The sequence below is a fragment of the Flavobacterium ichthyis genome (genome assembly GCF_009915155.1).
Classification (GTDB): domain Bacteria; phylum Bacteroidota; class Bacteroidia; order Flavobacteriales; family Flavobacteriaceae; genus Flavobacterium; species Flavobacterium ichthyis.
The window spans coordinates 125,700-145,372 of sequence record NZ_JAABLM010000006.1 but is presented as its reverse complement, the minus strand read 5'-3'; the positions used below and the strand labels follow the sequence as shown (position 1 = coordinate 145,372).

Genomic DNA, 19,673 nt, shown 5'->3' with positions numbered 1-19,673 from the left:
AAAGTTTATTTATGTTAATATTTTCATCCATTTTTGTTTTACATTTTCCCAAGAAAAATCATTTGCCTTGATCTTAGCATTGGTTGCTATATTTACAGCTAAATCTTGGTCTTCGATTAATAATGAAAGTTTTTTTACCAAGTTATCTACATCATTGTCAGCCACTAATAACCCCGTTTTCCCGTTTTCAATAAGATATGGAATGCCGCCAACATTGGTAGAAATAATAGGTAAACCAAGTAACATACTCTCTATTAAACTTACAGGTAAATTATCATAATGAGTGGTATTGATAAAAAAATCGTACTCTTCTGCTAGTTTCGCCCATTGTTTTTGGGTTAGCTTTCCAGTAAATTTAACCTGAATTCCTAATTTTTGGGCATACAGTTTAGCAGCTTTTAAGGAACCATCTTTTTCTGGTCCAACCATGCAAAGTGAAGCTTCGGGGTATTTTTTCTGAAGCAGAGAAAGCACTTCGATTGCCATTTTTGGATTGTATATGGATGCAAATGATCGCACCCACAGTAACTTTGGTTTAAAAACTTCTCTTTTTTTAAACTCGTAATTTTCTACTGAAACGGTATTTGGAATAGCAACCGTATGGGGAAATTTTTCATAAAAAACAGAAAATAAGTAACCCGAAGGCGCCACGATTTTATAAGCTTTTCCAAAAAGAATTTTGCATTGCTTAGAATTCGTTTTAAGTCGATTTGGTAAATTTCCACCGTGCAGAATTGGAATATATTTTATTTTCAGCAGGATGCATAATTTTGCGCTGTAAAAAGCATACCAAAAGTTGGTTGTGCTGTAAGTATCAATCAACACAAAATCAATTGTTTTACGGAATTTGCAAATACTGAAAAGCATTTCGGCAAAACGTAAAATTTTATTTTTTTGGCTCGAAACCGACCGTACCGAAAATCCTTCGCTCCCCAACAGTGGCGCTAAAGTTTCAACCGTAGTAGGTGAAAACCCATGTGCCGAAAGTTTATTCCCTATGTAAAGCAGGTTTTTCAAGACCGGTTATTTTTAAGAGTGAAAGTGCATAAATAAACGCCGGAGAAGCCGTTCGCATCGCGGCATGATTGATGGTTAATAACCAAAATGCAAAAAATGAAAATAATAAAATATGCTGTTTATTATCGATTGATAATACGAGCGGTGTAATTAACAAAATCAGTATTGCAAAAATCCCGAACATCCCATGTTCTGCCAATAATCTAGTGATTTCGTTGTGCGAAGCAGCTACAATCCCGGTTTGTTCTTCCCGATATTCTTTGTTTTTTCCAACCCCAATCCCAAATATGGGGTTCTCTAAAAACATGGCTAATTCAGTTTTTGCAATTTCCTCTCTACCTCCTAAAGCATCAGCCTTTTCACGTCCTGCAGCATCTTGATTGGCATACCTTTTATCAATTAAACCCGAAGTTTGAATTGAAGTATAGGTCCAGATTCCTACAGCCAAAAATCCGGTGAAAATTGAAATCATTAGGATACGAGTTCGCATGGCGTTATTGCCTTTCCTAAAAATCATCAACAGCAATAAAACAATCATCACCACACCGGTAATCACTCCTCCACGAGAGAACGTTACAATTGCTCTAAAGGAAATGACTACTAACAATGCTAAATGAATAATTAAGAATATTTTAGATTTAGACTGAAATAATACTAAGGTCGCAAATAAAAACATGCCCAGTCCTAAAATAGTAGATACTTGATTAGGTCCAAAACCTCCTGAAGTTTCAAAATTTGAGGTCGTTCCGGTAACTACATCCCGAACGCTTGGATTGTACAATAGTAAGTACACCAACATCGAAAAAATGGGCAATGCTAACGCCACAATGATGTTGAGCATTTGAGCAAAAGTTATTAGGCGTCGATAACAATAAATAGCCGCAATTCCCAGTGTTACAGGCCCTACGATGTTAAATGCAATGGCTTTACGGATATTGGTTTCAATATTTAAGGAAGTGATGGAAACTACAACTGCTGGAATGAGCAACAAAATAAATAACCAGTAGGCCATAGCGTTTCTGGAGAAACCACTGTAAAAAAACCCAATTAAACACAGCACTAAAACTTGATATTTCGTAATTTCATTGAGTAAATTTCCGCCTGTCATCCTGAATAAAACTTCACCACCAACCAAATAGGCACACACGATTAAAATTTCATTGTTCCTATTCTGATTTTTAAAAATGTACAGCAACCCCAATCCAAAAATTGCCAAGCTAATAGGTGTAGCAAGAATAGGCATAAAATATAGCAGCACACCTAAAAAAGCATGAACACCTAAAAGTAAAAAATAATTGAAATTATTGCTTGGCACTTCTAATAAAATTAAAATAAGAATCGGACACCGCATCAAAAGTAAAATTGTTTTTTACTTTTTGAAAAAGATTTTTGCCAAATTGTTCTCGTAGCGATTCATCTTCAATTAATTCAATAACTTTTTCGGCAAAAATAGAGGCCTCGCCAGACGGCACTAAAAAACCTGATTTACCATTTTCAATCACAACATCAATCTGACCGACTTGGGTGGCGACAACTGCTTTAGAAAATTTTCCATATTCTAAAACAGAAACGGGCAAACCTTCTGATTCCGAAGTTAAAATACAAATTTCTGCTTGATTGATATAATCGTCGATTTGAGTATTAAAATGAAAAAATACTTGACTTTTCAAATTACTATCATCAATTATTTTAACAAGATTTTCAGAATACGCATCTTTAAAATCCTTTCCTATGAAATGAAAAGTCCAATTCGGATATTTTTCAGACACAATTTTCGCCACTTCAAGTGACAGAACATGATTTTTGGGATATTTTAAATTTGCAATTTGGATAATTCTTTTACCATTTTCGCCAGGTAAATGAAGACCCGTCAACCTTTTTTGTTCCGAAATAAAGTTTTCCAAGAACATAATATTTTTACAAGATAAATATTTCTGTGCCCAAATTTTGAGATGCTCATTTACTACAAGAATTCCCGTAAAAAACATTGAACATATTTGTAGAACATATCTCGAAAACTGAGGCATATTACTTCTATTCCCATAATGATCATGCCAAAAAATTTTTAGCTTGGGCATTAAAATTTTCAATAAGACAGCTGTAAAAAACGAAGACGAATGCGCTTGAATAATCTCAACTTTATTTTTTTTTACAAAAGATTGTAAACGATATAGCGCCTTAAAATCTAATGCACTTTTTTTACACATGAAAAAATACGCTGCTTCGTTAGAAAGTGTTTTTTGCAAAGGTCCTTCAGCACGAGTACAAACCAATCCTGAAAATTCAACTTGTTTTGCCAAAACATTTGCAAAATTAACTGCCATTCTTTCGGCTCCACCCGCCTCAAGCGAATCGATGAGTTGCAGAATTCTCATACGCTTAAAATTTTTTGTATTTCTTTTTCAAAGACATCTAAAGTATAAAACTGCGACCAATTTTTCGCCAATTGACTCATTTGATTAAATTGGTCTTGATCATGCAAAATAGTTTCAATTTTTTCGACATCTGTTTCCTGATTGAGTGTCAACAAAATACCTCTTCGCCCATTTTCCAACATGTTTGAAACACACGAAACCGGAGTTGCTAGTGGAATACAGCCCCAAAACATAGCTTCGGCAACCACTTTTGGCCAACCCTCACTTTTGGACGGAAGCAAAAGAAAATGGGCATTTTGGTAAGCCTTTCGCACGGTCATTTCATCTTGATTGCCGTGTAAAGTTACCTGATTTTTTAAATTATTTGTTTCGATATAATTTTCAAGAAAAGCTCTTTCCGGTCCTTCTCCATAAAAATCAAATTGAATTGGAAAACCTTTTTGAAACAGTTGATGAACAATTTCCAAGGCGTACATCGGGCGTTTTCCGGCTGAAAGTGTTCCGGCAAAAACAAATCTTATAATTTTAAATGTTCTTTGAGGCACTTCTATTTTATCTGATTCCCGATAAGTGGCGGTAAAAAAAGATTTAATGTTTTGAGACTGATGTTCCCATTCGCCATAAACCAACACCTGCATATTTTTCGTTAAAAAAGTATTGCTTAAAATATATTTTTGCAACTTGTAACTCCACGGTTGCTTGGATTGAGAATCCCAATTTCCGGCATATTTTGCTGATTTTTTCTTCTTCGGAAAAAAAATTTGTACCAAACATCCCAAAAGCCCAATATTTCCGGGACATCGCAAATGAATATGATCGGCTTTTTGCATGGTGCGGAAGATGCTAAAAAACATTTTCGGCAACAAAAAAATACTTCTAAAAAAATGTTTTAGACTTTTAAAATAAAGGGTTGGAATTGTGATAAAAGTCAGTTTTGGAGCTTGATAAGCAATATCAATTTTATCAGGTTTACCTGACTGTAACGGAGCAACCAAAATAACTTCGGACACATTTTGAAACCACAAATTCATTTCTTTCACGTAAGGTCCGTAACCAAAATATTTTTCGTTGCTTTTAGTATGAATAACGTGGGTAAAAACAGCAATTATCATCTTTTTATGGAAGGTAAATCGTTACTATTTTCATTCACCAATGTAATTTTGCCTCCACGATGTTCGTCAAAATCGAAACTTTGATAGTATTTTTGATAAAAACTGATTACATTTTCACTCAATTTCTCATATTCTTCGCCGCTCATGTTCAAGGATTTGTCAATAACTTCATGTAAATTATCGCTATAAACCAAACAATTTTCGCCGTCTTTCAAACTTGGATTCAACCAATGTGGATAATTTACAATTGGAACCGTTCCAACAGAAAGTGCTTCTAGAACATTATGACACAAAGGCATTGTCATTCCTGGAGTACATAAAATGAATTTTGCCGATGATAAATAGTAACGCCATTTTTCCGATGGAATTGCTCCATTACTCCAACTCATAACTACAAGTTTATCTAAAAGAATACCTGAATTTAATTGGCCAACAAATTCATCTCCAGTCAAAAAGATTGTTTTTTGATGTTGTTTAATACTTTCTAAAATTTGGTAGCGATTTTTAATTCCAAATTTTTCCTGCATTACCGGTGTATCATAAATATTTTTTGCAAAATTACCGCTAATCAAAATCCCGCAAAAACGACCATTGTATATAGTATTTGTATCAGCAAGATAGTTTTGTGGATGCATAATATATGGCAATACTTCGGGTACAAATTCATCAGAACCATACACTTTTTCGTAATTAAAATTTACCAAAAAATCTGGATTTCCTAAAGTGGAGAAAGACCTAAGTTTAGAGATTTTTTTGAATGGTCTTTTGAAATAAAGTTCAGGATAAACCGAAAACCATTTGGCTAAAACAAAATAACGGAATAACGAAAATGCCAACACTATTTTAGTTTCTGGAAATGATTTTTTCAAAAAAACAAATAGATTAAGATAGGTCCTCACTTTAGTTCTATGTGGCAATTTGAGGTAAATTACAGAAGTGGAACCATCATAAAACCTTACATCAGAATGAAATTGCTGCACTTCGTTAAACTTCTTTCTTATTTTTTTTCTTAGCAATTTCAACATACAAACTGAGGTGCTTTTTTTAAATGTGATTAATAGCGTTTAAAAGTAAACATTTTAGCATATTAATCGAAAAAAAGTTTATCAAACAGCTTGTATTTCCTTACTCTAAACTTGCTTATCTTTGCCGATGATCCGCACAATCCGCAATTTGATGAAACTACTATATTTTTTCGCAGCCTTTTTATTGCTTTTCTCAAGCAGTAATACTTTTGCCCAACGCAATCCGCCAAAAGGCGATTACAAAACATTCAACAAAAAAGTTTTAGACAACCAGCAGACTTTCGCCACTCAAGCCTGTAATTCTAACACCACCATTTGCCAGAGTGGCGTGGCGGGTCCGTTTAATTTTGAAGCAAGTGTGCCCAATTTTCACAGAGGATGCCAAATTGGTGAAGAAGGTGCTTTTAAATTCGCCTTTATTTTATTGAATATTTCTACTAACGGTCCGCTGAATTTATTGGTGGAAGGCGACGGAGGTTTTGGATACCTGGATGTACTTATTTTTAATATTCCCGATGGCGAAATTCCGTGTAACGCCATCATCAATCCTGCAAATATGTTGAGTTGTAACTATGCTGCAAATGAAGGTGGTTGTGTACAATTTGGAAATTCTTTTCCATGTAATTCTCCTGTAAGTGCTCCAATGGTAACTGCCGGTTCTCAATTAATGGTTGTAGTTCAAGATTATTCTAATGCTAATAGTTCGTTTACAATACAGTTAGGTCCAGGAGCACAAACGGCTCCACCGGATGCTACAATTGATCCAGTTGCACCTATTTGTCAAAATAACGGATTGGTAACCCTTACCGCTGGAACTAATGGTGGTCTTTGGTCGGGTCCTGGTGTTTCACCCGAAGGAATTTTTGATCCCGCAACAGCAGGAATCGGTATTCATACTATAAATTACAGCGTAGGAATCGCTCCTTGCGATGCTAATGCTTCTACAACAATTGAAGTGCTTGAAGCGCCAATAGCAAATTTTTCATTCAATAATGCTGCCATTTGCGCCACACAAACCTTGGAACTTCTGGGAACTGCGGTACCAACAGCCACATATTTATGGACAGGACCTGATGGCTGGACAAGTACACTTTTAAATCCGGTTCGACCCAACATCGCTGCTTCCATGAGTGGTTTTTATACCTTTGAAGTAACATTGCCAAATGGTTGTTCTGAGACTGCTTCGCAGAACCTTATGCTCGACCCAAATTCTATTGTTATCACGCAAAACATTACCGCTAATTTGGACGCTTCGGGAAATGTAACCATTTCGCCAAATCAAATTGACAATGGCTCTACCAATTCTTGCGGCATTACTAACAGACAATTAGACCGTGATACTTTTAGTTGTGCAGATTTGGGTGACAACACTGTAACCCTAACTATTACGGCCGCAAACGGAAACGTGAGTACGGCAACAGCAGTGGTTACAGTAGTAGATAATATTTCGCCAGTTTCGCTTACGCAAAATATAAACGTGGTGTTAGATGCTGCGGGACAAGCCACGATTATACCTTCACAGATTGATGCGGGCTCAAACGATAATTGCGGAATTGTGGCACTTACCTTAGACAAAGACACTTTTTCTTGTGCAGATATTGGAAACAATACGGTAACCCTCACAACAACTGATAATGCGGGAAATAATTCTTCGGCTACAGCAATCGTAAATGTTTCCGAAAATACGCCGCCAATTGCCATTGCCCAAAATATAAACGTAACGCTTAACACTGATGGTGTAGCAGTCGTAACTCCCGCAGATATTGACAATGGTTCCTCTGATAATTGTGCCATCAGTTCTATGACGATTAGCCAAGAAAATTTTTCGTGCCTACATATTGGTATTAATAATATCACGCTAACCGTTACAGATATTTCCGGAAATACTACTACAGCTTCGGCAACAGTTACAGTTGAACCTATTCCTTTGCCCACAACAAGCAATACTACTCAAGAATTTTGCCGAGTGAACATGCCAACCGTTGCCGATTTAACGGTAAATGAACCTAATGTAAGATTTTTCAGCACCTCGGATAGTACTGTTCCTTTTCCGCCGGAAACACCTCTTTATAGTCAAACCTATTACGCGGCATTTGTGTTTGGAACATGTGTTGGAGAAAACCGTTTGCCAATTACAGTAATAATTTCTGATACCAATCCGCCAACTGCTTTAACCACGCAAGAATTTTGTTTGGAACTCAACCCTACCGTTGCTGATTTAGTAGCCAATGAATCCTCAATTGTGTGGTACGATGTTTCCGAAAACGGAACTGCTTTGGCGTCAAGCGAAACTTTGCAAAACAATACTTTGTATTATGCCGCTCAAATAGAAAACGGTTGTGAAAGTAGCCAGAGGCTCGAAGTTTTGGCGGTGGTAAATGAATGTGATGTTTTTGTGCACAATGCGGTAACGCCAAATAATGATGGTAGAAATGATTATTTTTCGATTAGAAATATTGAAAAACATCCTGAAAATAATTTGCAAATTTTCAACCGTTATGGTTCTTTAGTTTTTGAAACAAAAAATTACGGAACGCACAATAACTATTTTAAAGGAATTGCCAATAAAGGTCCGAACGTTGCCACAGGAACTCAATTGTTACCACACGGCACTTACTTTTATATTTTTAATTACATTGGAATCGACGGTATTTCAAAATCTAAATCAGGTTATTTACACCTTACTTATTAAACCAATATGAATTTTTCCAAATATATTTTGCTAACGTTAGGACTTTTTTCAATGGGCAAATTACAAGCCCAACAAGACGTTCAATTTTCTGACTATCGCTTAAATATTTCTTCATTTAACCCTGCCTTTGCCGGATTTTATGATGGTAGCATTATGCTCATTCACCGAAGCCAATTTGTGGGAATTGATGGAGCTCCCGAAAGTCAAAACCTCAACATTAATGCACCAATTGATGAAAAAATGGGATTGGGTTTTAATGTAATTAACGATAAAATTGGGGTAACAGATGAACTCTCATTTACAGTTGATTATTCGTACAGCGTTTTTTTAAATGATGATGGCGATATGCTTTCCTTTGGGCTAAAAGGTGGTTTTAATAATATTAATGTCGATTATTCCCGTTTAGACGAAGCCGATGCAGACGATGCTTTACTGGCAAATAATATTGAAAACCGTTTTGCACCGAGAATTGGAGCTGGAATTTTATACACTAATAAAGTGTGGTTTGCCGGATTGTCCACGCCAAATTTCATCAGCACAAATTACAACGCAACCGTACAACAAGCCGAAGCCAGCACCAAACCGCATCTTTATTTGATGACCGGTTTTCAAACTTCATTGACGGACGAGTTGATTTTAAAACCTTCCATTTTGGCAAAAGGCGTTCCAGGAGCTCCCATTGCTTTTGACATTGCTGCTAATTTCGATTTTAGAAATAAATTTCGTTTCGGGGCAGCTTATCGATGGGATTCAGCCATTACTGGAATGGTAGGTATTCAGTTTTTTGAAAATTTTCAGGCCGGTTATGCGTATGACCATAATATCAGCGACATCAGTAAATTTGCCCCAAGTTCTCACCAATTTTATTTAAAATACACATTTAAAAGAAACGATCAATCCCGTCGTGAGTGTAATTGTAGCGTTACTGATTCAGGAAGTTTTTTAGGGTTTTAATTAAAAAATAGCTAAAAAAATTTGGCATTTAAAAATTAACTACAACAATCACTCCTAACTCCTCCCCGGTTTATCAAATATTAAACTTACCCATCCCGAAAGACGACCAATGGTTTCTGTAAAAGCTTTCTTTTTTTCAGAAGTGGTTAATATATTTGTAGCACGAATTGCCGTTAGTAAAATGGTTATTGCATGCCATTTAAACCAATCTTTAATGTTGGGGTTTAGATTTTTTACTCGCCAAACATACCAACCATTTCGAACCACCATTTTACCATATTGGTACTGATTGGGTCTTCCGTCTGGAGCATGATGATGTTCTAATTGTGCTGCAGTATTAAGGTAGAGCAAACCTGTTTTGGCAAGACGAATGGAAAAATCTGCATCTTCATATAATCCGTAACCTTCAAAATAAGTAGAAAATTGAGACTGGTCAAAAATTGATTTTTTAAATGAAGAAACACCCCCCATAATTTGTTCGACGGGATAAATTTTTCCGGAAGGAGGCAAAAAACTGACACTTCTGCCATGAGAATAGTTTGGCGAAAAACCAGGCGGAACATTAGAATCTAATCCTAGTTTTTTACGCATTTTAAAACGTGAGCTTTCTTTCCGACAAAAACCGTCGTAGCAAAAATATTGATGAGAAAGTGAAGAATTTCCAGAAGATTCAAACCACGTTGTTTCATTTGTGATGTAGCCACCAACTGCTAAGGCGTTTGGAAATTGCTGGTATGTATTTAATAATTCTTTAAAATAATGCTCGGACAAAATAGTGTCATCGTCTAGAAAACAAATAATTTCGCTGGTGCTTGCCACTTTGGAAATCCCAAAATTGCGTTGGCGGGTTAAGCCTCTGTCAGCAGGATCTACTCGAAAATATCGCAATCCTTTATAGATTTTTTTTTGCAGCATCTTTTCTGTATCTACATCCAAACTGCCGTCAACAATAATTATTTCGTTAGGGTATAAAGATTGTTTGATTACCGATTGCAGTAAAAGTTGCAAGGGTTCCGGACGTTGATAGGTGCAAATAATCAGTGAAAATTCCATAGGTTAAAATGTTTTCAAAGATAACGAAGCAAACTCAAGTATAGCGAGCTTTATAAAAATTAAGATTAAAGGAAAAACTCTTTTAATAAAAACTTATTTTAGTGTTGATTTTTTTTCCAAAAAGCAAGCCCATTCCATACTCGACTTCCACCTTTTTTTAAACTCACGAAAATAACGGACTGGATTTTTTATAGATTGGCGTGAGTAGAATTTAAAAAACAAAATTGTTTTATAACCCATTAATTGCTGTGGAGTTAAATGCGTTTTTTTAAATAACATTACTGTTGGGGAAGGTTTGGGCTGAATTGTTTCATTTTGCCAAGGCAAAGTCGGTTTAATGCGGAAACCACCCATTGGTGCTTTTAAATGCAGGATTTCAGGAAAAGGCAAATAGATAACATCATATCCGGCATTTCGTAATTGCATGCCAAAATCCATGTCTTCGCCATAACCAAATTCAAGAGCCATGTTGAACTTTATATTGTTAAGGCAATGCCGCTTAACAATACTCGTTCCAGAACCAAAAGTGGACCATTGAATAATCTTTTGATAGATTTTTTCCTCACCTTGCTGCAGACAGCTGATGGTGGCAATTTTATTTCCCGTATTGTTGATATTTTGTAACAAATTATAGAGAAAATTCCGCTCAAAACGGATGTCATCGTCCGCCATAAAAACCCACTCGTGAGCAATTTTTGACAATGCCACATTTCTGGCATTACAAGCCCCCGCTTGATGGGTAAAAATATGTTCAATTTCAAACGGCCAATTTTCTTTAGTGAGATAATCTAATTCGGAAGTGCTGTCTGGCAATGGATTTTGTTCCACAATAATAATTTTCTTAGGTAAATGCGTTTGTTGGCGAAAATCACACAATACATTATATAAATACGGTTTCCTGCCGATGGTGGGAATTATGACATCCACAGTATTTTCGGGAGTTCCAGCCATAGTCGAATTTATGGGAAGATGTTCTAAAGAAATGGAACGGGTTCTTTTACCCAAGAAAGCAGTCCTGAAAAGTGCGACGACTGGAAATTTTCGTTCGTATAAAAAGAAATTTAAAAACAACAAAAAAACCCAACGTGTCCTGTAATGCTGTTTTACAAAGCGGAACAATTGGTTTAAACTCGCATTTTCGTGCGGTTGGTTAGGTAACGATTGAACAAGCATTCGCGGTTCTGAATAACACAATAAACCTTGTGGCATCAGCATTTTAGCAATAGAACAAAGCAGATAATCAAAATTATCTTCAGCATTAAACTTTATCTCATTTAAAATACTCGCATGAATTCCGCCTGCCAAACTACTCATTTGCCAAGTAGGATATTTCACAACTTTTTTTACCTTAATGAAGGGAGATTCTTCTACATAACCAATGCTGTCAGGGAAATATAACTGACTTGGATGATACGATGCCATAATTTTTTGATGGTGAAAAATTTCAGGCAATTGCTTTAAATTTAAATTTTCTTTTTGAGATTCATGACACCAAACAATCAAATCGTTAGGAAACATTTTAGCCAAAATAAAAAGTGTTTTTCCTAACGAAAATTTAGCGAGAGAAACAGAAGTTCTATTCGTTTGATGAAACACACGTGTAACTTTTTGGTCTTGATGATAAAAAATGATCATAACTGGCTTTTATAAAATTCAATGTTCTGTTCGGCAATTTTTTCAATATCAAATTTTGCTTCCACCCGTTCCCTCGCTTTTTTCCCGATTTCTTGTGCCAATTCGGGATTCTGCAAAACTTTTACGATAGCCTTGGCATATTGTTCATGATCACTCGGATAGATTAAAAATCCACTTTCTGAGTCGATAATCAATTCATTTGCCCAACCAATATTGCTATTTACTACTGCTTTTTGCATTGCCATCGATTCTATGGTAACCATCCCTAAAGTTTCGGCATAAGTAGGAAAGATACAAACATTTGCCTTTTTAATATATTCTTGAACTTCATGATAAGGTACTTTTCCTAAATACTTGATTTTATTTTTTAAAGCGGTATCGCAATTTGACTTTAGTAATTCCCAAGTAGATTTTGAATTGGTTTTAACATCTGCAGAATCTCCACCAATTAGTATTAATGTTACATCGGGATATTGTAAGATAACATTTTTCATAATTTCAGGTAGTTCCAGTACGCCTTTTTTACGAATGATGGTACCGTAATATAAAATCAGTCCGGGTTCAAAAACTCCTGGATTTTTGTTACTAAAATGCGACAATTGTAATCCATTATATATTATTTGTATTTGCTGACTTTTAATTTTAAACAATTGTTGTGTCAATTCTCCAGCAAATTTTGTGGGGGCAATAAATGCTTTGGCGCTCTTCAATGCTAATTTTTCAAACCAAAAATTTTTAAATTTCTGTTTTCTGTTTTCTAAATGGCAAAAATAAGCATCACTCCCATGGAAGCGGATTACTAACGGAACCTTAAACTTCATAAAAGCGGTAATTCCTGTCCAATCTGGAGCTTCAATTAAGTCAACTTTTTCTTGAATAGTGAGTTGATTGAGATAATTTTGAAGGTGTTTCCGATAAAAATACCAAGTAAAAAAACGGTATTTTTTATGGGGAATCAAATGTATAGTAACCCCATTTTCTTGGAACACGGCAAATTCTTTTTGTGAATAAACGACAACTGAAACACGAACGCCATTTTTTGCTAAAGCCAATGCCAAGTTCTTGATGCTTGTGCCAATTCCGGCGGCATGGTTAACTTTTTGGTGAGGATATTCTGGAGTTAGAAAGGCGATGTGCATTGCAATTTAGATTATCAAATACATTATAAGGTTGATAGCAAGGTTTTAAAATTCAATACTGTAACAATTATTATAGACAATGTTATTACAGCATCAACCTTTTTTTCGCCAATTATTTTAGCTAAATTACCTAATGAACAAATTATACTTACTGGAATTAATATTTCGTAACCAATTAACCAGCGCATTTCAATAAATGTAATACATACAGTTGAAAATGTAATGAATACAGTTAATAAAAATACAAACGAAACTTTATAGATAGACTGAAATGACTTTGAAATAACAAAAAACAAGGGCACAAAAGGTAAAAAACCGTAAAATCTAAGCTCCCACAAAAAGCAGAATACAAAATTGTATAGTGATATCAGTAATAGTAAAATTGGATCTTTGAGTAACACTTTCAAAAAGCTATCAGGAAGCGAATCTTTGCCATTTATATCCAAATAATCGTTAACAACGTTAAATTTACAGTCTTTCCAAATGGCATCTCGGTGAATTTTTGCCTCTCCTGCTTGTATCTTTTTTAAGCCCAAATAATTCCGCTGCGTCCAATTTGCTCCCGTAGGAGGATTTTTGTCATAAACTGCCAATTTATTCTGTTCTTTAAGAGAAGGAAAGTGAAATAGTCCCGTAAAAATGACAAAAGTTCCAACCCATATTGCTAACGATCTAAATAATGTTTTAAGGGAAATTTTTAAAATTTTTCCTAAATACAAATAAGCTATTAAAAATGAGAATATCAGGACCACTGCCGTCGGTCGAATAGAAAGCGCTATTGCTAAAAACAGTCCAATTAAAAAAGATTTTTTTACTCCAAATAATTTTTCGCCATTATCTTCAAAAACAAAATAAATAATTGATATTACAAAAACACCTAAAAAAGTATCGTCAGATGACGCAGCATACGATTTCAAATTTAGTAACTGAAACATAATAAAAAGCAACAAACATAAAAACCAGTAACGCTTAATTTTGATTTTAAAACGATTTATTAATTTAACTGCTATGAAGACGATTATAATTTGTGAAATAATATTCGTCAAAAAAAATGAAAACGAAATACTTCCTGTAAAGAAATAAAAGAAAGAAATCACTCCATTATATGACATGCTGAATCCTTTAACATTTCCATTGTAAAAACCTAAGCTATAAAATTTTTTAAACGCCTCCATGTAACCATCGTTAGGATGTGCTGCAAATTCTAACAATTGCTGATTTTGTAACACAAGAAGTATGAGACAAATTATGGCAGCTCCTGAAAGCGTAAGCCACTGAAAAAGTGTTGTTTTATTTTCTTTTAATGTTGATTCCGGCATGACATTACACTTGTTGTTGCTCAATTACCATCGCAATTCCATTCCATATTTCCCGTGATGCTGTCATTGGTCTTGGTCCGGCAATGACTTCAAACCAATTTTGTGCATGTTTAACAGTTGTTTCGCTGTTTTGCAAAATATTCTTTATTTTTTCTGCAATTTCTTCAGGCGAATGTAACCACACGACCGCTTTGCAATGTGGCATGGAGCGAAAATGAATGTAATTATAAATTTTTTTTACTGACCAGCCTGGAAGTTTTTGTTGTGCTGCATCATAATTAATAAATGCACAAGGCTTTTGATGGGCCACGTAATCAAACACCATTGATGAACCTAAATTCACTACCATTTCAGTATGTTGAATAATATTTTGTTGCAAAACCACGTCTTCGGCAGTTGGTAAGATGGTATTCCAGCCTTCTCCAATTTTTTTCCAAAGCGGATCGATTGCTACAATTACATCCGAATTTTGCTGAATCACTTCATTAAATCTTCCAGAAAAATCAACCGGACAACGCCTGAAAATAATCCCTAAACGTTCGCCATTTTCGTTTAACTCTCGGATTGCTTTTGCGGTATCGGCTAAATACTGCGGATCATCTGGCGAGGTGGTGACATCGTCTCCGGAATAACAAATATATTTTGTTTTTACATCAAGATGGTATTTTTCAAAAAATTCTTCTTTGGAAAACAATGTTTCTTTTTTAAAATGCGCTTCGAACTGTGGCGTTCCACTTACCACAATTTGTTTTTCTAAAATATAGGGATAATAGTCAAGCAACTCGCGTTTCATGTGTTCGCTCCAAACAAAATAATAATCCGTTTCCACCACCATAGTTGCTTTGGGCAAATTATCCCAAGAAAAAATAAAGGTTGCCGTAGGAATCCCAAGATCTTTTGCCGCCAATAATGGTGCAATTGCTAATAAAGGTCTTTGATTTGTACAAAAAACCATCGCAGGTTTTTTACTTTTTAAAGTTTCAATTGAACGGCGGTAAAAGGCAGTTTTTCGCTCTTTTTTTTCAATAACTTTTCGAACGTTCCGTAAGCCTTGTTCGGAATTACAAACAGCAGTAATAACTTGAGTGGCAATATTTTTGATGCTTGTTTTTAAATTTTTATAGGAAAAAGGAAAGCGGTAAGTATCATAAACGGCATCACCACTTTTTTTAATATTGAGGTTAAGCTCAATCTGTTTCCTGGCATTTTTGAAGATTTCCGTTAATGGATGGGCTTTCGCTCCGTGGATTTTAATTTCGTCGAAACCCAAAGCACTTAAATCAAATGGGGTGTTATTCCAAAAAGTAACCTCAAAACCTTCTTGTTTTCCTATTTGATAAAAATCAGAATAAGCAAAGTTTCGAAGTCCAATACCATCGGGAAGGAGTATAAATATTTTTTTAGACATTACCAACAAATTTAATCCAATCTTGATACAATAAAGTAGCAATAGCAAAGTCGCGAGGTTTATCAATATTTACCACCCAATCAGCATCCATAATGTACGCTTTTTTATGTTCAGGCATTAAAGATTTTTGTTTCAAAAAAACAGCGGTTGTTACAGCATAAAAACAGCCATTTCTATGGAATAGAATATCCAAATCTTGTCTTCGCTTGCTTTCTTCATCTTTTGCATACGAACTCAAATAATTTTCTTCGGATTTATGGTACATTCGGGCAGGATGAGGTTCTTCAACCTTTGCAACACTCACAACTCCTTCTAAATCGGCATCATTTTCAAACATTTCAATAATGGCATCCAAATCTTTTTCGGTTCTAAATGGAGATGTAGGTTGTAACAATACAATCAAATCATAACTATTTTCTAATGTTTCAATGCAATGATTTACTGCCGTGACAACATTACTGTCATCTTGCGCTAAATTTTCGGGACGTTTAAGAACTGTAATTCCTTGGTTTTTTACCACATCAATTACCGCATCACTGTCCGTTGTTACAACAATTTCACTGACCTTATTTGATTTTTTGGCGCAATCAATAGCATGAATAACCAATGGCTTATCACCCAATACTTTAATATTTTTACCGGGAACACCTTTGCTTCCGCCTCGAGCAGGGATAATGACCAACACTTTCATTAGTAAGAGATTGTTTTGTGGAACTTCAAAGGTACTGATGCTAATAGATTTGCAATGGTTTTGCCTGCATTACCATCTCCGTAAATTTTAGACGGAGTTGCTTTTCCAGTTTTAATAATATTTTGTACCGCCGAAATAATCGCTGCCGCATCATAATTTACATCCGTAACATTATCGCCTCGTTCTCTCATGTTTTGACGCGTTCCAATGTTAACGACCGGAACACCAAGATAAGCACATTCTCTAATTCCAACGCTTGAATTACCGATAAGTAACAAAGAATTTTGTAGCAAATTAAGAAAATCATCTCCTTCCATGTTTTTAAAAAAATGAATGTTCTCTGAAGCATTATTTTCCCTAAATGACCTGATTCCTGCCGAAGTACCATCGGCTCCAGCATCTACATTGGGCCAAAACCACAAGGTTGGAATATTGAGCTGATGAACCGCCGCTAAAGTTTGTTCGATATGCTTTCGTGAATTTTGGTATTCTGTGGTAACCGGATGTTGCATCACCACAAGATAACCCGAAGACAAATCCGGCTTAGCTCCTACGCCACCATATTTCTCATAAGGATCAAATTGCAACTCCGTAAATTGTGATATGGCTTTGGCAATATCAATAGAAGGACAACCAGTATTATAAACTACATTTTCTGCTTCGCCTAATTTAATCACGCGCTCCTTCGCACCCGCAGATGCAACGAAGTGGTAATCCGCCAATTTAGTTATGGCATGTCGTACTTTTTCGTCAATATTTCCAGTCACTTCTCCACCTTGTATATGTGCCAATGGTATATTCATATAAGAAGCCGAAATAGCTGTTGCCATGGTTTCAAATCGATCCGCAACAGTTACTACAATATCAGGTTTGATATTATCAAAAACTGTAGAAAGCTCTAAAATTCCAATACCGGTCGTTTTAGCAGCAGCGGTAAGGTTTTCTCCTTCCAATACATTAAAGACCTTGGCAGTAACAGTAAATCCGTCTTTTTCAATAAAATTAACAGCAGAACCATATCGCTCTAACAATGCCGAAGCTGCCACAACAAGTTGAAGTTCGAGTTGGGGATGATGGTCTATCGCTTCTAATACGGTTCGTACCCTACTGTACGAAGGTCTCGCAGTAATAACTACGCAAATTTTTCTTGGGTTCACAATTCAATATCTTCAAAATTTAAAAAATCCCATTGATTTTTGACAAACTTAAGTTTTTTGCCAATAACTTGCTGAAATAATCTAGCATCAATACCAAACCCTTTTGGCTTCTTGGCTTCTAAATCGTCAAACTGCAAGACATGTCCTGCTGGTAACGCCTTATTGACTGCTAACGATTTTTCAAATATATTTTTTAGGGATGAAAAATGATGATTATCACTTTTATCTACAGGATTTGATAAGGCAACCGAAACACTTCGGACACTATGAACCAATAGCTTAATTTCATCAATAGTCAACGACGAAGAAGAATCCGGACCGAACTGTCTTCGGTCGAAAACTGCATGAAATTCTAATATTTCAGCACCAAGAGCCGTTGCAGCGACACAGGCAGCAATCGATGCAGAATGATCAGAATAACCTATCGCAACCTGATAACGGTTTTTTAATTCTCCAATAACATTTAAACCGTATTGGTTAGGTGGTGTAGGATAAGCTGTGGTGCATTGCAAAATCGAAAATGGCACATCCGATTTTTTCAAAAAAGCGACCGTTTCGTCAAGCTCTTGATAGTTACTCATGCCTGAAGACAAAATAACAGGCTTTTTAGTTCGAGCGATTTTTTCTAACAGAAGTAAGTTATTCACCTCCCCCGAACCTATTTTATACTGGGTAACACCAATTTCTTCAAGCCAGTCCACCGCACGATTACTAAACGGAGAACATAAAAAATCGAGACCTACTTCATCACAATGTTTTTTGATTTGTTTCCATTGCTCGATTGTGAAAGACATCCGTTCCCAATAATCATATCTAGTAGCATCTTCTAAAGAAAACTTAACTCTAAAAGGCTCGTGCTGGCTACTTTCGGCTTCAGCAATATGCATTTGAAATTTTACGGCATCAACCCCAGTTGGCGCTAAGGCATCAATATAAGAATGAAGGAGTCCTAAACTGCCTTCGTGAGCCTGACCGATTTCGGCGATAATATAAGGTGTTTTCATATTTCCATAGATTTTTTTGCCGAAGCGATAATGGCATTCATTCCTTCATTCCAACTTTCTTTTGAATAAAATCCATCGGGAATAGTAATTTCGGGTTTGGGTTGTTGTAAAAAATCTTCCATAGCTTTAACCCATTCCAATATAAAATGTGGGTTTTCAATTAATTTACCTAACTTGCCGTATTGCAACACTTCGGGAACTCCACCCATTGCTGATGCTATACAATAATTTCCACAATGTAAGGCTTCAATTAGGCTTAATCCGAAACCTTCATGATTGAGTGTTGGGAAAAGATAACAATCTGATGCTTGAAAATATTCGGGTAATAAATCATTTTCTATACGTCCTAAAAATTTGACACCTTTGATAGTTTGATTTCGTGTGGCTCCAATGACCCAGAGCTCCATATTTTTTTCTTCGGAATAAATCCTGTTCCAAACATCTAAAATTAAATCCAATCCTTTTTTAGGACGGTCTTGTGAACACCAAACAAAAATGGTTTTATTGCTTACTTTGAATTTAGCTTTGAGTTGCTGTTTTTGAATTTCGGTTACTTTAAAAAATTTTTGTGTGTCAATACCATTATGCAAAACTGAAAATTTTGCTGGTAAAATAGTATAGTAATCCCGATGAGCTTTATAACTATCGTATGTTAATAAAACCATTTCGTCTATAAAGTTAAAAAATTCTCTTCCTGCAAAGTTTCCGAAAAATGGTGGAAATCCGTGGTAAAAGAATTGTATATAAAATTGTTGACGTAGTTTTTTGCGCTGAAGCCATTTTTCTAAATGCGGAACAATTCCATAATTGTCAATCACTTGCAAAATATACTTTTCATTGGGTTGGACTACCTCTTCTAAGGCGTTGAAATAATCTGTATATTTCTTTTTAAAAAATTTTTGCCCCAATTTCGTACTAAAATCATTTTTTACCAAAGCATAATCAACTCCTTGAAACTTAATTTCGGGTGGACTACAAACGATATAATCTATGGAATGAGCATTTTGCAAGTAATTTTTATACAATGTAGTCCAGCTTCCAATTTTGGAATACGGCAGCGGAAATTGAGATAGAAGAATTACTTTTGGCATC

The 19,673-nt window shown here is 35.5% G+C and carries 16 protein-coding genes; 2 read left to right on the top strand and 14 right to left on the bottom strand.

The genetic code is table 11. The features are described from left to right. Nucleotides 1–9 precede the first annotated feature (9 nt). Genes GV828_RS06520 through GV828_RS06500 form a run of 5 tightly spaced genes read right to left on the bottom strand, consistent with a single transcriptional unit; the run spans nt 10 to nt 5,529 of the window. Nucleotides 10–1,017 (bottom strand): glycosyltransferase family 4 protein, encoded by a 1,008-nt coding sequence (locus tag GV828_RS06520; protein ID WP_166536680.1) that lies wholly within the window; start codon nt 1,015–1,017, stop codon nt 10–12. Then, nucleotides 989–2,368 (bottom strand): O-antigen ligase family protein, encoded by a 1,380-nt coding sequence (locus tag GV828_RS06515; RefSeq protein ID WP_166536679.1) that lies wholly within the window; start codon nt 2,366–2,368, stop codon nt 989–991. The genes GV828_RS06520 and GV828_RS06515 overlap by 29 nt, the downstream gene beginning before the upstream one ends. Then, nucleotides 2,319–3,392 (bottom strand): glycosyltransferase, encoded by a 1,074-nt coding sequence (locus GV828_RS06510; protein ID WP_166536678.1) that lies wholly within the window; start codon nt 3,390–3,392, stop codon nt 2,319–2,321. The genes GV828_RS06515 and GV828_RS06510 overlap by 50 nt, the downstream gene beginning before the upstream one ends. After that, nucleotides 3,389–4,504, bottom strand: coding sequence for a glycosyltransferase (locus tag GV828_RS06505; RefSeq protein ID WP_166536677.1), 1,116 nt, complete (start codon nt 4,502–4,504; stop codon nt 3,389–3,391). The genes GV828_RS06510 and GV828_RS06505 overlap by 4 nt, the downstream gene beginning before the upstream one ends. Then, entirely contained in the window at nt 4,501–5,529 is a 1,029-nt protein-coding gene (locus GV828_RS06500; protein ID WP_166536676.1) for a glycosyltransferase family protein, read from the bottom strand. The genes GV828_RS06505 and GV828_RS06500 overlap by 4 nt, the downstream gene beginning before the upstream one ends. A gap of 151 nt (nt 5,530–5,680) precedes the next feature. Between GV828_RS06500 and GV828_RS06495 the strand changes: the two genes are divergently transcribed. Both GV828_RS06495 and GV828_RS06490 read left to right on the top strand, forming a co-directional pair. Then, nucleotides 5,681–8,221, top strand: coding sequence for a T9SS type B sorting domain-containing protein (locus GV828_RS06495; protein ID WP_166536675.1), 2,541 nt, complete (start codon nt 5,681–5,683; stop codon nt 8,219–8,221). A gap of 6 nt (nt 8,222–8,227) precedes the next feature. Beyond that, on the top strand, nt 8,228–9,175 hold the full coding sequence (locus GV828_RS06490; protein WP_166536674.1) for a PorP/SprF family type IX secretion system membrane protein: 948 nt from the start codon (nt 8,228–8,230) through the stop codon (nt 9,173–9,175). Between the two features lie 54 nt (nt 9,176–9,229). Here GV828_RS06490 and GV828_RS06485 read toward each other — a convergent pair whose 3' ends face one another. The 9 genes from GV828_RS06485 to GV828_RS06445 form a co-directional block, all read right to left on the bottom strand. Further along, the gene (locus tag GV828_RS06485; protein ID WP_166536673.1) at nt 9,230–10,228 is read right to left on the bottom strand and encodes a glycosyltransferase family 2 protein; all 999 of its coding nucleotides are present in this window, start codon (nt 10,226–10,228) and stop codon (nt 9,230–9,232) included. 93 nt (nt 10,229–10,321) lie between these two features. Beyond that, a complete protein-coding gene (locus GV828_RS06480; RefSeq protein ID WP_166536672.1) occupies nt 10,322–11,863 on the bottom strand; it encodes a glycosyltransferase family 2 protein in 1,542 nt (513 codons plus the stop codon). After that, entirely contained in the window at nt 11,860–13,002 is a 1,143-nt protein-coding gene (locus tag GV828_RS06475) for a glycosyltransferase family 4 protein (RefSeq protein ID WP_166536671.1), read from the bottom strand. Before GV828_RS06475 ends, GV828_RS06480 begins: the two co-directional genes overlap by 4 nt. Nucleotides 13,003–13,025: 23 nt before the next feature. Beyond that, nucleotides 13,026–14,345 (bottom strand): hypothetical protein, encoded by a 1,320-nt coding sequence (locus GV828_RS06470; RefSeq protein ID WP_166536670.1) that lies wholly within the window; start codon nt 14,343–14,345, stop codon nt 13,026–13,028. Further along, complete coding sequence (locus GV828_RS06465) at nt 14,326–15,729, bottom strand: UDP-glycosyltransferase (protein ID WP_166536669.1); 1,404 nt, start codon at nt 15,727–15,729, stop codon at nt 14,326–14,328. Before GV828_RS06465 ends, GV828_RS06470 begins: the two co-directional genes overlap by 20 nt. Next, the gene (locus GV828_RS06460) at nt 15,722–16,420 is read right to left on the bottom strand and encodes an acylneuraminate cytidylyltransferase family protein (RefSeq protein ID WP_166536668.1); all 699 of its coding nucleotides are present in this window, start codon (nt 16,418–16,420) and stop codon (nt 15,722–15,724) included. The genes GV828_RS06465 and GV828_RS06460 overlap by 8 nt, the downstream gene beginning before the upstream one ends. Next, nucleotides 16,420–17,577: a UDP-N-acetylglucosamine 2-epimerase gene (gene neuC, locus GV828_RS06455; RefSeq protein ID WP_166536667.1), complete on the bottom strand. Its 1,158-nt coding sequence runs from the start codon at nt 17,575–17,577 to the stop codon at nt 16,420–16,422. Before neuC ends, GV828_RS06460 begins: the two co-directional genes overlap by 1 nt. Next, nucleotides 17,574–18,581: an N-acetylneuraminate synthase family protein gene (locus GV828_RS06450; RefSeq protein WP_166536666.1), complete on the bottom strand. Its 1,008-nt coding sequence runs from the start codon at nt 18,579–18,581 to the stop codon at nt 17,574–17,576. Before GV828_RS06450 ends, neuC begins: the two co-directional genes overlap by 4 nt. After that, entirely contained in the window at nt 18,578–19,672 is a 1,095-nt protein-coding gene (locus tag GV828_RS06445; RefSeq protein WP_166536665.1) for a glycosyltransferase family 4 protein, read from the bottom strand. The genes GV828_RS06450 and GV828_RS06445 overlap by 4 nt, the downstream gene beginning before the upstream one ends. Nucleotide 19,673: the final 1 nt, after the last annotated feature.